Origin of the sequence: Bradyrhizobium sp. RDM12 (genome assembly GCF_051917485.1) — a bacterium.
Classification (GTDB): Bacteria; Pseudomonadota; Alphaproteobacteria; order Rhizobiales; family Xanthobacteraceae; genus Bradyrhizobium.
Window position 1 is genome coordinate 5526333 of record NZ_CM133064.1, and the last position, 17148, is coordinate 5543480.

Genomic DNA, 17148 nt, shown 5'->3' on the forward strand with positions numbered 1-17148 from the left:
GGGGCTCCCTAGCAAAGGGGCAGAAATAAGCAAAATCAGATCGTTGCCCCAAAGTTTGGGGAATAATTCGATCATTGTTTTGCAAGGCGTTTCAGAGCCCGTACCCAAACCGACAACGACCAACTTAGCGGGCGCTACCCACCCCCAAGGGGACGAAGCCGGGCTCACATTGAGACCACCCTGAAAACGAAAACCCCGCTGGAGGCAACCAGCGGAGCTTTCTGAATTTCAATATCAACACGATGGAGGCAACCACCGTGAACAACGACAGCGATATACATCCTGCCGCGGCTTTGCGCAAGAGTCGTTACTTTCCAGGTCGCGCGAAGACGGCGATCGCCGCAGAGCGCAGCCTGCCGCGAATGCACTGGCAATGGCGGCGCCGGACTGGGGAGATCTCCGCACTGCTCGACCGACGATCGGTCACCGTCCTGCCGAACAATGCCGCGGGTCTACAAGCCGCTAAGCTCCTTGCCCAGCACTTTGTGAAACTCAAGGTCGGCGCTGAGGCCGTCACCCGGGCAAACCTTCGGTTGCTGGCGCCGTGGCTGACGAGGGAGGCAGTGGCAAGCACCATTGAGGCCGCGGCCACGAAGACCGAGCCACCGTCTGCGGCGCAGCTTGGTCGGGCCTTTCGGGTCACCGCTGAAGAGGTGGCTGCTCTCGACCTAAAGAGCTTCCGCGCCTTCACCGTTACGCTGGCAGACGACGCCGACAAGGTCGCCGACGGCGAAATGCTGGCGGCACCAGACGGCCCGGCCGTCCTCCGCTCGAATTGACCGTTGAGGAGATGAGGGCTCACACAAACGCCCAGGCCGCCGCTCGAATGCGGAAGAAGCGAGCGTTACGCAAAAATAGTCACGCACCATCCTCTATAAGGGGAATGGAGCGTGACGAATTAAGCGTAACGCAGTTACCCCAAAAGACATCATCATCACGACTCCGGACGTCGCTCGCCGCGCGCCGAAGCGCGACGGCGCCTCAGATCAGTGGTGGCTTGAGGACGATGATCTCCACGCCGGCGTCGGCTTGGTGCCGCCGCCCGGTCGAGTACCGAGCCTGCCGCCAGTACGAGGGAAAGCCCGATGAGCACACGAACGGATCTGGAGAAGCGTTTCGGCCAACTGATCGTGGAGGCGCGCCGCGCTGACATGACCCCCGCAGAACGAGGACGAATCGTCGACGTCCTGGAGCGAGAAACTAGGATGATCCTGGAGCCGATCGATAATGGTGCGAACGTGTGGGCCGATCTGGGGTTTCGGCGAGTTGCGCGGTGACGTCGACCGCTTAATCTGACTTAACGGAGGCTGGCCTTAGTCGATCATCCTTGCGACAGATATTATGCAAGACGTTTAGGATGTGGATGAGCTCGAGAAATCTAATCTCCGATGCCGAATCCCGCTCGTACAGGTATCGCCATTCGACGAAAACGTGACGCAAGCGTTCGATCTCCACCCGGAAACCTGTCAGATCCTTGATGCCATCGGTTGCAGGAGCGAGGACAATTTCCTGTCGTAACTGCTCGAGGGCCTCCTCGGGTAGCTGATCGAAGAGTCCAAGGAGATCATGCCCCCGCATCTCAAGACCGTGAACACATGCAAGAGTCTTAAGGTAAAGCTCCACGGCAAATGCGGCATTGACCGCAAATGGGATCACGTTAATCGGATTCCGCGGTGGGGCACCTGTTAGCCCCGTGTTGAACAGGTGAGAGGCGTTGATAGCAAACGCGGACGCTTGTCTGAATGTCGCTTGGCTCTTATTGAGTGGCTCCGCGCTGCCGCTTGAGCGCAACAGTTCGGTCATCACCTTCATATCCGCCTTCAGGTCTCCGGTATCAGGGACCTCGCCGACGAACTTTCCGTCAAAATAGAGTTTCCGCGGTTCTTTCATGGCGGTCTCGTGTGATGCGTTACGCTTGTCTAATGTGCTGCCGAGGGTAACAACTCGCACGCGCCCTTTTTCAGGACTTCGACCCTTCGGTCTTGGCAAGACCGCTGAGGCCTTTTCGGTCGAAGTTCACTTCATTGTCGCCGACCTTAAGCTTCAACTGCGAGGCGTTGCCCACTAATGCTGATGCCAAATCATCCGCTGCCGTGTGCTCCTGAGAGGAGCTGTCGCCATAGGCAAATAGGTTCCGAGTGACACCTTCGAGCAGAGGTGCAGGGATTTCGGAGTGCTGGTCTCTTCGCCACTCCATCGCGGTCTCCACGACCCAACTGGCGCGGTTGATATCGAGTTCGAACTGCTTCAGTAGGAACTCGGCGGAGGCATGCTGTTCGAACCACCGGTTCATCCATCTCACATAGAAAAACAAGGCGCCGACGAGGGCGATCGTCACAATGCTTTGCTTACCAAATGCCCAAGCGAGCACAGGCCACTCGACTTTTCCCGCGTCCAGACTCAGGACGGTACTCGCCGTGACGAAATTCGCGCCAAGCAGAGCTGATATCAGAACAATCAGTGCGATATGGATTGGCCAGCGCAGGCGGGTCGTCTCAGGTGTCAATGTGAACTTCTGCTGCCTTTCAAGAATCCTCTTGCGCAACTCGCCGAGCGTCCCGCGCCTCGCGTGCATATAGTCTCGGTCATCGAGGTCTTTATGGCGCTCTTCTAGTGCTTCAGAATCACGCCGCAGCGCCTCTAACCTGCTCTCGTGTTCTTTGCTCAACCGTTCTCGTTCGGTGGCGGTCTCGCCTGCCAGCCTGAGCTTCTCCTGCTCTAAGGCTGTGGTCTGTTCCACAGTCCAATCCGTGATCTTTTCGATTTGCTGGGCGAAACTGGTTTCCAGTTTCAAGACTGTCGAGTGATAGATCGCCTGTAGGTCGTCGATCGATTTGGCCGCCAGTTCGTCGCGCTTACTGACACCTCCGAGCCTGATCTTGCGATCGAGATGGTCGAGCAGCGCAATACGAGTTTCGAAAGCAAGACCACCTTGATTGTCGCTGTGGTTGATATCGATTTCGTCGTAAAACGGGCTTAGCCGGCCTGTGTCTTGATTGCGGGCGTAGCTGATGTTGAAATTTTGGAAGCTCAGGCTGATGCGGGTGATGAGATAGCGGCCAGACCCTCGCTCCAATTCGTCTAAAGCCCCCTTTTTATCTCCAGGGTTGAGGACGTCGATTGGGTCGAGACCTGCTGCTTGCAACGACATGCTGGAGGGGGATTGTATCCCTTGCAGTTCTCGGAAAATCGCAAGTGCCGTTTTGTCATCGAGACGCGGAACTGCTGATTTGGTACTGGCCATCGTGATCCCCCCGGGGGCTCACTTGTACGCCGCCTGGTTGAATTGCCCCATAACTCACACGCAGCCGTCCTCAGAATTTTTTCGAGCGAAATTCCGACCTCAGCGGGCGCCCAGCGCCCGCGCGGGGAAATCCCGGCGGGGTCATCGCCTGGTCCCAATCCGGCCTTGTTCAACTGGAACTCTCACGCGTTTCACGGGAGGCCCCGATGCTGAAAATGTCCGTCTTGCGCCGGCCGCTGAGCGATCACCCCTATTCATCTCGGAAATCCTTTGAGGGGGCGCTGTCCGTGGATCACAACGGTCCACCGAATGACGAACAGCGGTGGCTCCGATTTGGCTTCTGCGACGAGCCAAACGGCCATCTGTATGCCGCCGCTATTTACCTCAGGGATTTCGAGAAGCTCGCGCGCCTGATGGTCGAAGCCGATCCCGTAGCTGCTATCCACGCGTTTGGAGCTGCTTTGCAGGCCGCACCGATCGAACGACAGCAAGCCATGCTGGGCGACGACGTAGCCGCTTGACCGTCGCGAACGCGCAGCCCGCCCCTTACGTAAACAACGTCGGTTGCTGCCGCGCCGCACGCTCCTGGGCTTCGACGACGGCCACAGCGGTCATGTTGAGGATGCCGCGTGCGGTCACCGATGGCGTGAGGATGTGGGCGGGCCGCGCCGGGCCGATCAGGATCGGACCGACCGGCAGCGCGTCGGCCAGCGATTTGATCATCTGATAGGCGACGTTCGCGGTGTCCAGCGTCGGCATGATCATGATGTTGGCCTCGCCCTCGAGCTTGGAGTGCGGCAGCACCATTTTGCGCGCCGCAGCGGAGAGCGCGGTATCGCCCTGCATCTCGCCGTCGGCCTCGATCTCCGGATGCTTTTCCTTCAGCAACTGGGTCGCGCGGCGCATCTTGCGCGAGGAATCCGTGTCGTAGCTGCCGAAGTCCGAATGCGACACGAAAGCGATCCTAGGCTTGAGCGCAAAGCGCTGAACATGGACCGCCGCGAGCGAAGCGATCTCGGCCAGTTCCTCCGCACTCGGATTGGGACGCACCTGGGTGTCGGCGATGAAAAAGGCACCCTTGCTGGTGATCAGCAGCGCCAGCGCGGCATAGTCGCTGACGCCGGCCTGGAAGCCGACGATCTCGCGGACATGACGCAGATGATGCATGTAGCGGCCTTCGACGCCGCAGAGCATGGCGTCCGCCTCCCCGCGCATCACGGCAAGGGCCGCGATCACCGTGTTGTTGGTGCGCACCACCGTGCGCGCCGCATCCGGTGTCACGCCGCGGCGGCCGGCGATCTCGACATAGGACTGGACATAGGAGCGATAGCGCGGATCATCCTCGGGATTGACCAGGTCGAAATCCTTGCCGGCCCGGATCAAGAGGCCGAAGCGGTTGATGCGCGCCTCCACCACCGAGGACGGCCGACCAGGATCGGCCGCGCCAGATTCTCCTCCAGCACCACTTGCGTGGCGCGCAGCACGCGCTCGTCCTCGCCTTCGGCGTAGATCACACGCACCGGCTGGGTCTTGGCCTTGGCGAACATCGGCTTCATGACGAGGCCGGAGCGGAAGGCGAAGCGCTCGAGCAGCGCGGTGTACTCATCGAAATTGGTGATCTGCCGGGTCGCGACGCCGGACTCCATCGCAGCCTTGGCCACGGCGGGCGCGATCCGCAAAATCAATCGCGGATCAAACGGACTCGGGATCAGCGAACCCGGGCCAAAACCTTGCGTCTCGCCGGTGTCAAAACCCTGCGCCACCGCATCCGACGGCGCCTCGCGCGCGAGCTGCGCGATGGCCTCTACGGCGGCGTGCTTCATCTCTTCATTGATGGCGCTGGCACCGACGTCGAGCGCGCCGCGGAAGATGAAGGGGAAGCAGAGGACGTTGTTGACCTGGTTCGGATAGTCGGAGCGGCCAGTGCAGATCATGGCGTCGGGGCGCACCTTGCGCGCCTCTTCCGGCATGATCTCCGGCGTCGGGTTGGCGAGCGCCATGATCAGCGGCTTCTCGCCCATCGCCTTGGCCATCTCGGGCTTGAGCACGCCGGGCGCGGACAGGCCGATGAAGATGTCGGCGCCGCCGATGACGTCGGCAAGCGTGCGCTTGTCGGTCTTCTGGGCGTAGACCGCCTTCCAGCGGTCCATCGTGGTGTTGCGGCCCTCGTGCACGAGCCCGTCGATGTCGCAGACCCAGATGTTCTTGCGCTGCGCACCCATCGAGACCAGCAGGTTGAGCGTCGCGATGGCGGCGGCCCCCGCCCCCGACGCCACGATCTTGACGTCCGAGAGTTTCTTGCCGTTCAGGCGCAGGCCATTGGTGATGGCGGCGGCGACGATGATCGCGGTGCCGTGTTGATCGTCATGGAAGACCGGGATCTTCATGCGCTCCTTCAGCTGCGCCTCGATCTCGAAACATTCCGGCCCGCGGATGTCCTCGAGATTGATGCCGCCGAAAGTCGGCTCGAGCGCCGCCACGGTCTCGACAACGCGCTCGATGGTGTCGGCGGCGATCTCGATGTCGAACACGTCGATGCCGGCGAATTTCTTGAACAGCACCGCCTTGCCTTCCATCACCGGCTTCGAGGCCAGCGGGCCGATATTGCCGAGGCCGAGCACCGCGGTGCCGTTGGAGACCACGGCGACCAGATTGGCGCGAGCCGTCAGCGTGGCGGCCTCCGACGGGTTCTTGGCGATCTCGGTGCATGCAGCCGCCACTCCGGGTGAGTAGGCGAGCGCGAGGTCGCGCTGGTTCGCAAGCGGCTTTGTTGCCTGGATCTCGAGCTTTCCGGGGCGCGGCAGACGGTGATAGGCCAGCGCCGCCTGGTGGAGATCATCAGAATAGGACGACATGCGGTCTCTTGCCTCGCGTTACCGGCCTCAAACTACGTTGTCCTGACCGGTCTGTCGCGGGTCGCGGTATTCCGGGTCATGGAAACGGGATGAAGCACGCCCGGCGCCCCGGTGGCAACATCCGATTGCGCGGCCATCAACAGGGCGCACGGTCAAATATCTGACAGCGCTGGCTTTCCCTGGACCGCGCGTGGTCACGCTCGACAAGAACTCCGGGCTGGTCACTATCGATGCGCTCAGCCTGGACTGTGGCGAGTTGGTCGGCTGCGCTGGCACACTTCCGGATGGAGGCGTCGACGGGGCTCTAGGGCACGAGACGCAGCTCTCTCCGCGTCATTGCGAGGAGCTCTTGTGACGAAGCAATCCAGAGTCCCTCCGCGCAAAGATTCTGGATTGCTTCGCTTCGCTCGCAATGACGCGTGGAGAGACCCTCACTTTTGCGGCAGGTTCACCTTCACATGCAGCTCGCGGAGCTGCTTGGTGGTGGCGTCCGAGGGCGCGCCCATCAAGAGGTCCATGGCCTGCTGGTTCATCGGGAATAGCGAGATCTCGCGCAGGTTGTTGGTGCCACAAAGCAGCATGACGATGCGGTCGACGCCCGCGGCCATGCCGCCATGCGGCGGCGCGCCGTACTGGAAGGCGCGATACATGCCGCCGAAGCGGTCGACCACTTCCTGCTCGCCATAACCTGCGATCTCGAACGCCTTCACCATCGCTTCCGGCACGTGGTTGCGGATGCCGCCCGAGGCGATCTCATAGCCGTTGCAGGTGATGTCGTACTGGAACGCCTTGATGGTCAGCGGGTCCTGGCCCTTCAGCGCGTCGAGACCACCCTGCGGCATCGAGAACGGGTTGTGCGAGAAGTCGACCTTCTTATCGTCCTCATTGAACTCGTACATCGGGAAGTCAACGATCCAGGCGAGCTCGAACCGCTCCTTGTCGGTGAGGTTCAATTCCTCGCCGACCTTGTTGCGGGCGAGCCCTGAGAACTTCCAGAACTTGTCGGGATCGCCGGCGACGAAGAAGGCGGCATCGCCTTCCTTGACGCCGATCTGCGCGCGGATCGCAGCGGTCCGCTCAGGCCCGATGTTATTGGCAAGCGGACCCGCACCCTCGCCGCCCTCGCGCCACATGATATAGCCCAGCCCAGGCTGGCCTTCGCCCTGCGCCCACGAATTCATGCGGTCGCAGAAGGCGCGGCTGCCGCCGCCCGGTGCCGGGATCGCCCAGACCTGGTTCTTGGGGTCTTCGAGCATGCGCGCAAACACCTTGAAGCCCGAGCCGCGGAAGTGCTCGGAGACGTCCTGCATCTCGATGGGGTTGCGCAGGTCCGGCTTGTCGCTGCCGTATTTGCGCAGCGCCTCGGCGAACGGAATCCGGCGCCAGTTCTTGCTCACCGGCTTGCCCTTGGCGAACTCCTCGAACACGCCGGTGATGACCGGCTCCATCGCCGCGAACACGTCTTCCTGCGTGACAAAGCTCATCTCGACGTCGAGCTGGTAGAACTCGCCCGGCAGACGGTCGGCGCGCGGGTCCTCGTCGCGGAAACAAGGCGCGATCTGGAAGTAGCGGTCGAAGCCCGACATCATCAAGAGCTGCTTGTACTGCTGCGGCGCCTGCGGCAGCGCGTAGAATTTGCCCGGATGGATGCGGGACGGCACCAGGAAGTCGCGCGCGCCTTCCGGCGAGGACGCGGTCAGGATCGGCGTGTTGAACTCGAAGAAACCCTGCCCCTCCATGCGCCTGCGCATCGACTTGATGATCTCGACACGCGTCATGATGTTCTGGTGCAGTTTTTCGCGGCGCAGGTCGAGGAAGCGGTACTTCAGGCGGATGTCTTCGGGATATTCCTGGTCGCCGAACACCGGCAGCGGCAGGTCGCCGGCGGGGCCCAGCACCTCGATCTCGGTGACGTAGATCTCGATCTTGCCGGTCGGCAGATCGTCATTGTCGGTCCCCTCGGGGCGGCGGCGGACCTTGCCGTCCATCTTGACCACGAATTCCGAGCGCAGCTTTTCGGCCAGCGCGAACGCCGGCGAGTCCGGATCGACCACGCACTGGGTCAGGCCGTAATGGTCGCGTAAATCGATGAACAGCACGCCGCCATGGTCGCGAACGCGATGGACCCAGCCCGAGAGGCGAACCGTCTCGCCGATGTTGCTCTCGCGGAGCGCGCCGCATGTATGTGACCGGTAGCGATGCATGGTCGTCCCAAAATTGATGTCTGAGGATCGAATCGGACGACTGATCCAGCCGGTCCGACGTTGCGGCAGGGTTTACCCGACGAGGCCGGAGGCGGCAACCAAGGAACGTGCCGTTTGGGGCGGAAGTGCCCATTTTCAAGGCCCGAGCCTTTGCCGATTGCCGTTCCAGCCCTATCTTGAGGTCATGACGGTCCATTTCCCTTCCAGAACTCATATTCGGCGCTGCCGGACAGCTTCTTTGCCCGCGTCGCGCCTACCCCTGTGGCCGCGCCCCGGCTGATCAAGCTGAACCGGCCGCTGGCGGTCCAGCTCGGGCTCGATCCTGACCTGCTGGAGACAGCGGAGGGCGCCGAAATCCTGGCCGGAAAAACGGTTCCCGCCGGCGCCGATCCCATTGCCATGGCCTATGCCGGCCACCAGTTCGGGCACTTCGTGCCCCAGCTCGGCGACGGCCGCGCGATCCTGCTCGGCGAGGTCATCGACAAGGACGGCGTCCGCCGCGATATCCAGCTCAAGGGCTCAGGCCCTACTCCATTCTCCCGCCGCGGCGACGGCCGCGCGGCGCTTGGGCCCGTGCTGCGCGAATACATCGTCAGCGAAGCCATGTGCGCGCTCGGCATCCCGACCACGCGCTCGCTGGCCGCCGTCGTCACCGGCGAGCCCGTCATCCGCGAGACCGCCCTGCCCGGCGCGGTGCTGACACGCGTCGCCTCGAGCCACATTCGCGTCGGCACCTTTCAGTTCTTTGCCGTCCGCCGCGACACCGACGCCGTCCGCCGGCTCGCCGATCACGTCATCGTCAGGCACTACCCGGACCTGCTTCACGCCGAGCGGCGCTATCATGCGCTGCTTGCTGGCGTCGTCTCACGTCAGGCGGAGCTCATCGCGCGCTGGCTGCTGGTCGGCTTCATCCACGGCGTGATGAACACCGACAACTCCTCGATCTCGGGCGAGACCATCGACTACGGCCCGTGCGCCTTCATGGATGCCTACAATCCCGCGCAGGTGTTCTCGTCGATCGACGAGACGGGCCGCTACGCCTACGCCAACCAGCCGCGCATCGCGCTGTGGAATCTGACGCGGCTCGCCGAATGCCTGCTGCCGCTGTTCGGCGAAGAGCAGGAAAAGGCAGTCGAACAGGCGCAGGAGATTCTGGGCGCATTCCCCGAGATATTCAGCAAGGCCTATCAGGCCGGCCTGCGCAGGAAAGTGGGCCTGTTCAGCGAGCGCGACGGCGACGAGGCGCTGATCCAGGACCTGCTCGATGCCATGGCCAAGAACCAGGCCGACTTCACCTTGACCTTCCGCAAGCTCGGCGAGGCCGCAGGCGACGAGGCCGGTGTCGCCGACGTGCGCGCGCAGTTCATGGACCCCGCAGCTTTCGACGACTGGGCCAAGCGCTGGCGCGAGCGCACGGCGCTGGAGCCGCAGAGCGCAGCCGAACGACGAGCCGCGATGCACGCCGTCAATCCCGTCTTCATCCCGCGCAACCACCGCGTCGAGGCCGTGATCCAGGCCGCAGTGAACGATGACAATTACGCGCCGTTCGAGGAGTTGGTGAAGGTGCTGGCCAAACCCTACGAGGACCAGCCGGAGTACGCGCCCTACGCCGACCCGCCGCTGCCGGACCAGCGGGTGTTACAGACGTTCTGCGGGACGTGAGCCGCAAACTCAGCTTCGCACGGCCTTGGCGCGAACTCAGATCGTCACCACGATCTTGCCGAATTGCGTGTTCGACTCCAGAAAGCGATGCGCCTCGACAATGTCCTCGAACGGGAACGTTCGGGCGATGATCGGCTTCAACGTGCCGTCCGCCAGCCCGTCGAGGATGAAAGCCTTGGCCGTCGCGAGGCGCGCGGGATCGCGGGTGATCTCGTGCACGAGGTAGCCGCGCAAGACCAGGCACTTGGTCAGCACGTTGACGAGCGGGAACGGCGTCGGCTCGGGGCTCAGCCCGCCATATTCGATCAGGATGCCGCCTGGCGACATCGCCGCGGTCAGCGGCTCGAATGCGGGCCCGCCGACCGCGTCCAGCACCACACGGACGCTGTTTGGACCTGCGACGTCCTCCAGCCGCGATCGGATGTCCCCTTCGGCTGTCGCGATGACGTGCGCGGCGCCGGCATCGCGCAGCGCGCGCTGCTTGGCCGAGGTTCGCGTCAGGGCGATCGGAACGGCCCCAATCCGGTTGGCGATCTGAATGGCCGCCAGCCCAACACTGCTCGATGACGCCGTAATGGCGACGACATCCCCTCGCGACAGGCCGGCGATGTCGACCAGCGCGCCGTAGGCCGTGAGATATTGCATCCACATCGCAGCCGCCGTCTCGAAATCCAGCTCCGGTGGATGCTTCACGACGAGTTCGGAAGGAAACGTCGCGAGCTCCGCATAAGCCGGCCATCGCACCATCGACAGCGGCGGCACGATGCTGACGGCATCACCAGGCGCGAGGCCGGCCACGCCCTCTCCGACAGCCTCGACAATACCCGCCGCCTCCAGCCCGAGGCCGGACGGAAACGCCGCGGTTTCGATATAAGTCCCCCTCCGCAACAGTGCTTCCGCACGGTTGAGGCCGAGCGCCTTGACCCGGATCTGCACCTCGCCCCGTGCCGGGGGCGCAACGTCGACAGTCTCGATGCGCAGCACTTCGGGACCACCATGCCGATGAAAGCGAACGACGCGGGCCATGACATCCACTCCAATACAATTGAACCGAATGGAGCTATGCCGCGCCTGCAGACACATATAAATGGTTCAATTGAGCAAGCAGTCGAAACCTGGAGTTTTCAATCATGGACCGGCTGACCAGCATGGCCGTGTTCGTCAAGGCCGTCGACCTCGGCTCGTTCGCGGCCGCGGCCGACGCCTTCGAGATGTCCGGGCCGATGGTCGGCAAGCACGTGCGCTTCCTCGAAGGACGCCTTGGCGTCCGTCTCCTCAACCGCACTACGCGGCGCCAAAGCCTCACCGATGCGGGCCAGGCCTATTACGAGCGCTGCCGCGCTGTGCTCAGCGAAGCCGAGGCCGCCGAGGCGGTCGTGACCGACCAACAATCGGAGCCCCGCGGAAAACTGCGCGTGACCATGCCCGCCCTGCTCGGGCGGCACTGCATCGCTCCCCTGCTGATGAAGCTCGCGCGAAAATATCCGCATCTCGAGCTCGACCTCTCGTTCGGCGACACGATCGCCGACATCATCGAGGCCGGCTACGATTTGGCGATCCGGACCGGCGATCTCGACGACCGGTCCGGCCTGACCACGCGGCGTATCGCAAGCCAACGCATGGTGGTGTGCGGCGCGCGGTCGTATTTGCGCGCCAATGGCAAGCCGAAGTCGCTCGACGATCTCGCCGCGCATCAGGCGATCATCTATCGCCGATCGGGGCGGGTCCGCCCGTGGCTGTTTCCGAGCGACACCCAGCCGCCGCACGAGATCATGCCTTCAGGCAGGCTGCGGCTCGACGATCTAGAGGCGATCGCCGATGCCGCCGCGCAAGGCATGGGGCTCGCATGGCTGCCCTATTGGCTGGTCCGCGAGCGCCTCGACAGCGGCGCGCTGATCGGTCTCTTCGGCGGCCAGGGCGGATTTCTCTACGACTGCCACGCGCTGTGGCCACGTTCGCCCTGCATGCCGCCAAAGGTCCGCGCCGCCGTGGATGCCCTGGCCGTGGCCCTGCCGAAGCTCATGACGTGACGGCCGGCCCGAAGGCCGCATTAACCACCCGTCCACCATCGCGGCCGGCGCACCGGCGGTAACCATTAGAATTAACAGACCCTCAACGCAGAGCCGACAAATCTAACGGTGTTTCTGGAGATTTCCGCCGTGGATTTGCTGGTTTTCGAGTTCCTGGGTCTGGCGCTGATTGGCATGTGCCTGGTCGTGGTGGCGCTGCCCTGCGCCCGCAAATCCTCGCACCGGATCCGTTACGAATAGGATTTTCGGCGATAAGAGCGATTCCGGTCCCAATGCAAGGCTCGAATTCGCTTAGAGCCCCTTGACATCACAGCGCTTTCGGCAGAACGGCTGATACCAAGTGTCATGGGCCGTTCATGGATTTGATTACCACCACCGCTGACCTCGCGGCTGCCTGCAGCCGGCTGGCCAAGCACCCCGTCATAACAGTCGATACCGAGTTCCTGCGCGAGACCACCTATTACCCGCTGCTGTGCGTGGTGCAGATGGCCAGCCCCGAGGAAGCCATCGTCATCGACACCCTGGCCGAGGGCATCGACCTCAAGCCGTTCTTCGAGCTGATGGCCAATGAGGGCGTGCTGAAGGTGTTTCACGCCGCGCGCCAGGACATCGAGATCATCTGGCACCAGGCCAACATCATTCCGCATCCGGTGTTCGACACCCAGGTCGCGGCGATGGTGCTCGGCTATGGCGACAGCATCGCCTATGACGCGCTGGTCGAGAAGGTCACCGGCCACCGCCCGGACAAGACCCACCGCTTCACCGACTGGTCGCGCCGCCCGCTAACCAAGGAGCAGATGCATTACGCGGTCTCCGACGTCACGCATTTACGCGACGTCTTCGCCGCGCTCGACGCCGATTTGAAGAAGCGCCGCCGCAGCGAATGGGTCTCCATCGAGATGGAAGTCCTGACGTCGCCCAAGACCTACGACTTTCACCCCGAGCGTGCCTGGGAACGGCTGAAGACGAGGGTGCGCAAGCCGAAGGACCTTGCGGTGCTGATGGAGGTCGCGGCCTGGCGCGAACAGGAGGCGCAAAGCCGTGACGTGCCGCGCGGCCGCGTGCTGCGCGACGAGGCCATCAGCGACATCGCCACCCACGCGCCGAACACGCTGGAGAAGCTTGCCCATCTGCGCTCGGTGCCGAAGGGGTTTGAGAAATCCAAATGGGGCGCGGATATCGTCGCCGCGGTCGAGCGCGGGCTGGCGCGGGACCATTCCACGCTGCCGAAGCTGGAGAAGCCCCGCAACAACAACAATGGTGCCGCGACCGTCGAGCTCTTGAAGGTGTTGCTGCGCATGACCGCCGAGCGCCATGCCGTGGCTAGCAAGGTGATCGCGACCGTCGACGATCTCGAGGAGATCGCGGCCGATGACGACGCCGACGTGCCGGCGCTCCGCGGCTGGCGCCGCGAGCTGTTCGGCGACGCCGCGCTGAAGCTCAAGCGCGGCGAGCTGGCGCTGGCGATCGAGAAGGGCCGCGTGATCGGCGTTCAGCGGGCGTAGCGATCACGCAATGACGGAGGTTGACGAGCCAGCTCGCCGTTACGCCGGCGTCAGCTTCGCCACTTCCGGCTTCATGTCATTCAACACGCCAGTGATCGCCGCGATCAGCTCGTCGATCTGGGCCTTGGTGACGATCAGCGGCGGGCAGATGGCGATGGCGTCCAGCATGTTGCGCGAGATCACGCCGCGCTCCTGCAGCATACGGCTGGCCATGCCGCCCACCGCACCGGGCGTCGCGGCGGCGGTCTTGCGGCCCTTGTCGAGCACAAGCTCGAGCGCTGCGATCATGCCGACGCCGCGGACCTCGCCGACCAGCGGATGGCTGGTGAGCTCGCGCAGCTTGCTTTGCATGTAACCGCCGAGTTCGGCGGCATGCGCCACCAGGCCGCGTTCCTCGATGATCTTGAGGTTTTCCAGCGCAATCGCCGAGCCGACCGGATGGCCACCGGCGGTGAAGCCGTGGCCGAGGACGCCGATCTTGTTGCTCTCGTCCGCGATCGGCTCGAACATGCGCTCGTTCATGATAATCGCCGACAACGGAAAGTAGCTCGAGGTGATCTGCTTGGACACCACGATCGCATCGGGCTTGATGCCAAAGGTCTCGCAGCCGAACATCTTGCCGGTGCGGCCGAAGCCGCAGATCACTTCGTCGGCGATCAGCAGGATGTCGTACTTGTTCAGGACCTTCTGGATCTTGTCCCAATAGGTCGCCGGCGGCACGATGACGCCGCCCGCCCCCATCACCGGCTCGCCGAAGAAGGCCGCGATCGTATCGGGCCCTTCCTTCTGGATCAGCGCGTCGAGCTCCTCGGCCCGGCGCGTCGCAAAGGCTTCCTCGCTCTCGCCGGGCGCGCCGTCCTTGTAGAAATGCGGCGAGCCCGTGTGCAGGATGTTCGGCAGCGGCAGATCGAACGAGCGGTGATTGTTGGGCAGGCCCGTGAGGCTCGCCGACGCGATGGTGACGCCGTGATAGGCGCGCATGCGGCTGATGATCTTCTTGCGCTGGGGCTGGCCGAGCGAGTTCGAACGATAGGCGATCAGCTTGAGGACGGTGTCGTTCGCCTCCGAACCGGAATTGGTGAAGAACACCTTGCTCATCGGCACCGGCGCGAGCGCGACCAGCTTCTCGGCGAGGTCGATCGAGGGCCCGTGCGATTTGGCCGAGAAGGTGTGATAGAACGGCAGCGCCTGCATCTGCTTGTGCGCGGCCTCGACCAGCCGTTTCTCGTTGAAGCCGAGTCCGACGCTCCACAGGCCCGCCATCGCCTCGAAATAGCGCTTGCCCGACGCATCGAACACGTAGGGGCCCTCGCCGCGCTCGATCACCAGGGGACCGGCCTGCTGATGGGCGCGCGCGTTGGTGTAGGCGTGGAGCTGGTAGGCCACATCGCGGGCTTCTTGCGAATTCGGTAGCACGGACATTTGCAGGTATCCCTCAAGTCATCACGTCGCCGGCACGGTCAACGCCATCGGTCGGTCTCAGATCAGGTTATCAGATTACTTGGCTATTGCGGCGACGCAAAACTTGCAACGCCAATTCGTCGGCAGCAAGCGCTCAGCAGCGATGCGCAAAGCCGCACACAGGACGGCGCTCAGGCCACGCCGTCGTCATGTCCCTGGTCATGTCCCTCGTCGTCGGCGGCGGCCTCCTCACCTCGACCAGCGCCATCGACAGCAGATAGACGGTCGTGGACAGGCCTGCCCGGCGCGCCGTCTCGACGGCACGCGACAGATCGCTCGCCAGCTCCTTGAGTTCGTCCTCCCGAGACAATGTCCCACCCCATCCATCCGCCGATCGCGTCTGTCTCAGACCGCGACGGCGCCGCTGGTTCTGATCAGTTCGGCGCTGGACTGGAGTGTAGCAAAGTTGGCGATGACATTCACCATCGACTCTTTGTAGGCGGCCGCCGCGCTTGTTCCCGGCTGGCGGCAGGCGACGGCATCGGCAACCACCTGATAGTGGTGGCTGCGGTGAAAACCCTCGACCACAGTGGCCAGGATCGTCTCGTCGAGGGAAAAGCCTGTGACCGCGCAGCGCACATTGCGGATGCTGGACATGTAATCCACGAAACGCCACGAGCTGTAGGCGGAGGGCAACGGGTGCTCGAAAATCATCTCGCCCGGACGCGGCCTCGCTTCCGCGATCCAATCGGTCAGCCTGGATGACGGATTGAACCATGCCGCCTGCGCGATGCGCTTCAAATGCATCACCGGCCAGTGGTTGCTGCGCCACAGCGTCAGCAGTTCCAGGCAGCGCGAGACGGCGGCGTCGCCGTCGAGAATGACGTGGCGACGCCCGGGGGTCAGATATTCGACCTGAAGGTCCGCACAGACCAGGACCAGCGGATCGTCTTGGATGGAAACCGGCATCGTCTTGCGTCGAGCTGCACGCGTTTCAGCGGCCGGCGAGCGCGAGATCGCGCAGCGGCGAGGTCACTGCCCGTCCCGCCGAAGCATCGAGCACGCCCGGCCGGTCCCAGTCGCCCTCGGGGCGGATGATCACATAGGGATCGCTGTCCAGCGTGATCGCGTCCGGCCCCGGCTCGATCTCCAGCAGCATTTCCGTGTAGGAGAAATCCGAGAAGGTGATCTTGCGATTGTGGCCGAGCGGCTTGGCGCCGAAATGAGCCCAGAAATCGACCAGCCGGTCCTGGGCCTGACCATAGATCTTGCGGAAACCCTTGCGTTTCACATAGTCGACGCTGGCCTGCACCAGCTTGAACGAGATGCGCGAGCGCCGAAATTGGTGACGCACCGCAAGCCGCTCGACCTTGGCGAAGTCGCCGAAGAAGCGCACCCGCAAACAGCCCGCCGGCTCGTTGCCGATGTAACCGATGAAGTGTGCGGCAACCATGTCGTTGCCGTCGAACTCCTCATTAAACGGACAATCCTGCTCGGCGAGATAGACCGCGGAGCGAATGGCCGTGACCAGCATGAGGTCACTCGGATCGCGCGCAAGGCGAACGGTGATCGCGCGGGAGTCGGGCTTGGCGAGAGGAATCCTAGTGCCGTGCATCTGAAAAACTCCTTGCTTGGATGATCGCGCCCGGCATGAGCATGGGCTGCCGGTGCCAGGGGCGCTCGTAACACCAGAGGTCTGGCTGGAAGCTCGCGATGGGCGAGAAACCCGTGGCCTTCATGATTTCGCGTCCGGCCACGGTTGACGGCTGCGCATAGCAGTCCGCGCCGCGAAACCTTATCTGCCTGAGATGAGCCGCGGCCTTGTCAAGACCGGCGATGCCGCGGCCGGTGGCCGCGATCGCCCAGATGTAGATCGCCGAAACATCCTCATTCCCGGAAGCGAGGTAGCGCGTCTCAGGCGCCGTCAGACTGATATCGTCAAGCAGCAATGCATCATGCCCGCGATCGTCGAGAAACAGGAAGGCCATGCCGCCGAGCAGTTTGCCGTTCCGGGTGAACGTCAGGATGCTCTGGGGATCGAAGGCGAAATACTTCGCAAGCTCCATCGCCCCGATCTGCACGCCCGGCACCAGGCGGTGCGCCATTTCCGCAAGCGCGGCGATTTCCCCGAATTGCGCGCAACGGACCTCCACGTCAGGGCTAAGCGGCAAGGCGTCGAAATCATGCCTTGCGGCAAACGAGCCCCTTTCCATACTCATGTCGTCCCTCTATCGTTGCGGGGTTTTG

15 protein-coding genes and 1 pseudogene are annotated in these 17148 nt (G+C 63.3%); 6 read left to right on the top strand and 10 right to left on the bottom strand.

Annotation, left to right across the window (positions count from 1 at the left end; genetic code table 11):
* Nucleotides 1-257 precede the first annotated feature (257 nt).
* Nucleotides 258-779 carry a hypothetical protein gene (locus ACTGJ9_RS27185; protein ID WP_456673589.1) on the top strand — a complete coding sequence of 174 codons (522 nt, stop codon included), beginning with the start codon at nt 258-260 and terminating at the stop codon, nt 777-779.
* A gap of 508 nt (nt 780-1287) precedes the next feature.
* On the opposite strand, the gene ACTGJ9_RS27190 is transcribed toward ACTGJ9_RS27185, so the two are convergent.
* Both ACTGJ9_RS27190 and ACTGJ9_RS27195 read right to left on the bottom strand, forming a co-directional pair.
* Complete coding sequence (locus tag ACTGJ9_RS27190; RefSeq protein ID WP_456673590.1) at nt 1288-1890, bottom strand: hypothetical protein; 603 nt, start codon at nt 1888-1890, stop codon at nt 1288-1290.
* Nucleotides 1891-1960: 70 nt separating this feature from the next.
* Nucleotides 1961-3244, bottom strand: coding sequence for a hypothetical protein (locus ACTGJ9_RS27195; RefSeq protein WP_456673591.1), 1284 nt, complete (start codon nt 3242-3244; stop codon nt 1961-1963).
* A gap of 206 nt (nt 3245-3450) precedes the next feature.
* Here ACTGJ9_RS27195 and ACTGJ9_RS27200 point away from each other — a divergent pair, with 206 nt between their 5' ends.
* Complete coding sequence (locus ACTGJ9_RS27200; protein ID WP_456673592.1) at nt 3451-3765, top strand: hypothetical protein; 315 nt, start codon at nt 3451-3453, stop codon at nt 3763-3765.
* 25 nt (nt 3766-3790) lie between these two features.
* Here the strand turns inward: ACTGJ9_RS27200 and ACTGJ9_RS27205 are convergent.
* Together ACTGJ9_RS27205 and aspS are read right to left on the bottom strand one after the other, a co-directional pair.
* Nucleotides 3791-6099: pseudogene (locus tag ACTGJ9_RS27205) on the bottom strand (NADP-dependent malic enzyme).
* 431 nt (nt 6100-6530) lie between these two features.
* Nucleotides 6531-8303 carry an aspartate--tRNA ligase gene (gene aspS, locus ACTGJ9_RS27210; RefSeq protein ID WP_456673593.1) on the bottom strand — a complete coding sequence of 591 codons (1773 nt, stop codon included), beginning with the start codon at nt 8301-8303 and terminating at the stop codon, nt 6531-6533.
* Between the two features lie 222 nt (nt 8304-8525).
* Here aspS and ACTGJ9_RS27215 point away from each other — a divergent pair, with 222 nt between their 5' ends.
* A complete protein-coding gene (locus tag ACTGJ9_RS27215) occupies nt 8526-9965 on the top strand; it encodes a protein adenylyltransferase SelO (RefSeq protein WP_456678643.1) in 1440 nt (479 codons plus the stop codon).
* Nucleotides 9966-10001: 36 nt separating this feature from the next.
* Here the strand turns inward: ACTGJ9_RS27215 and ACTGJ9_RS27220 are convergent, their stop codons facing one another.
* The gene (locus ACTGJ9_RS27220; RefSeq protein ID WP_456673594.1) at nt 10002-10991 is read right to left on the bottom strand and encodes a zinc-dependent alcohol dehydrogenase family protein; all 990 of its coding nucleotides are present in this window, start codon (nt 10989-10991) and stop codon (nt 10002-10004) included.
* A gap of 104 nt (nt 10992-11095) precedes the next feature.
* Between ACTGJ9_RS27220 and ACTGJ9_RS27225 the strand changes: the two genes are divergently transcribed.
* From ACTGJ9_RS27225 to rnd, 3 genes are all read left to right on the top strand, one after another.
* The gene (locus ACTGJ9_RS27225; RefSeq protein ID WP_456673595.1) at nt 11096-11995 is read left to right on the top strand and encodes a LysR substrate-binding domain-containing protein; all 900 of its coding nucleotides are present in this window, start codon (nt 11096-11098) and stop codon (nt 11993-11995) included.
* 108 nt (nt 11996-12103) lie between these two features.
* A complete protein-coding gene (locus tag ACTGJ9_RS27230) occupies nt 12104-12235 on the top strand; it encodes a hypothetical protein (RefSeq protein ID WP_456678777.1) in 132 nt (43 codons plus the stop codon).
* 116 nt (nt 12236-12351) lie between these two features.
* Entirely contained in the window at nt 12352-13500 is a 1149-nt protein-coding gene (gene rnd / locus ACTGJ9_RS27235) for a ribonuclease D (protein ID WP_456673596.1), read from the top strand.
* A 39-nt stretch (nt 13501-13539) separates the two neighbouring features.
* Here rnd and ACTGJ9_RS27240 read toward each other — a convergent pair whose 3' ends face one another.
* The 5 genes from ACTGJ9_RS27240 to ACTGJ9_RS27260 all read right to left on the bottom strand — a co-directional run bounded on the left by ACTGJ9_RS27240 (nt 13540) and on the right by ACTGJ9_RS27260 (nt 17120).
* The gene (locus tag ACTGJ9_RS27240; protein WP_456673597.1) at nt 13540-14922 is read right to left on the bottom strand and encodes an aspartate aminotransferase family protein; all 1383 of its coding nucleotides are present in this window, start codon (nt 14920-14922) and stop codon (nt 13540-13542) included.
* A gap of 133 nt (nt 14923-15055) precedes the next feature.
* Nucleotides 15056-15271: a hypothetical protein gene (locus ACTGJ9_RS27245; RefSeq protein WP_456673598.1), complete on the bottom strand. Its 216-nt coding sequence runs from the start codon at nt 15269-15271 to the stop codon at nt 15056-15058.
* Between the two features lie 35 nt (nt 15272-15306).
* Nucleotides 15307-15870, bottom strand: coding sequence for an isochorismatase family protein (locus tag ACTGJ9_RS27250; RefSeq protein WP_456673599.1), 564 nt, complete (start codon nt 15868-15870; stop codon nt 15307-15309).
* A gap of 25 nt (nt 15871-15895) precedes the next feature.
* Nucleotides 15896-16516 (bottom strand): GNAT family N-acetyltransferase, encoded by a 621-nt coding sequence (locus ACTGJ9_RS27255; protein ID WP_456673600.1) that lies wholly within the window; start codon nt 16514-16516, stop codon nt 15896-15898.
* A complete protein-coding gene (locus tag ACTGJ9_RS27260; protein ID WP_456673601.1) occupies nt 16503-17120 on the bottom strand; it encodes a hypothetical protein in 618 nt (205 codons plus the stop codon). The genes ACTGJ9_RS27255 and ACTGJ9_RS27260 overlap by 14 nt, the downstream gene beginning before the upstream one ends.
* Nucleotides 17121-17148 lie beyond the last annotated feature (28 nt).

Excerpts from the sequence above, each read along its gene's own strand:
- ACTGJ9_RS27220 (WP_456673594.1), bottom strand. The coding sequence starts at position 10,991 with ATGGCCCGCGTCGTTCGCTTTCATCGGCATGGTGGTCCCGAAGTGCTG.
- ACTGJ9_RS27240 (WP_456673597.1), bottom strand. The coding sequence starts at position 14,922 with ATGTCCGTGCTACCGAATTCGCAAGAAGCCCGCGATGTGGCCTACCAG.
- ACTGJ9_RS27200 (WP_456673592.1), top strand. The coding sequence starts at position 3,451 with ATGCTGAAAATGTCCGTCTTGCGCCGGCCGCTGAGCGATCACCCCTAT.
- ACTGJ9_RS27255 (WP_456673600.1), bottom strand. The coding sequence starts at position 16,516 with ATGCACGGCACTAGGATTCCTCTCGCCAAGCCCGACTCCCGCGCGATC.
- ACTGJ9_RS27225 (WP_456673595.1), top strand. The coding sequence starts at position 11,096 with ATGGACCGGCTGACCAGCATGGCCGTGTTCGTCAAGGCCGTCGACCTC.
- ACTGJ9_RS27190 (WP_456673590.1), bottom strand. The coding sequence starts at position 1,890 with ATGAAAGAACCGCGGAAACTCTATTTTGACGGAAAGTTCGTCGGCGAG.
- ACTGJ9_RS27260 (WP_456673601.1), bottom strand. The coding sequence starts at position 17,120 with ATGAGTATGGAAAGGGGCTCGTTTGCCGCAAGGCATGATTTCGACGCC.
- aspS (WP_456673593.1), bottom strand. The coding sequence starts at position 8,303 with ATGCATCGCTACCGGTCACATACATGCGGCGCGCTCCGCGAGAGCAAC.
- ACTGJ9_RS27250 (WP_456673599.1), bottom strand. The coding sequence starts at position 15,870 with ATGCCGGTTTCCATCCAAGACGATCCGCTGGTCCTGGTCTGTGCGGAC.
- ACTGJ9_RS27195 (WP_456673591.1), bottom strand. The coding sequence starts at position 3,244 with ATGGCCAGTACCAAATCAGCAGTTCCGCGTCTCGATGACAAAACGGCA.
- rnd (WP_456673596.1), top strand. The coding sequence starts at position 12,352 with ATGGATTTGATTACCACCACCGCTGACCTCGCGGCTGCCTGCAGCCGG.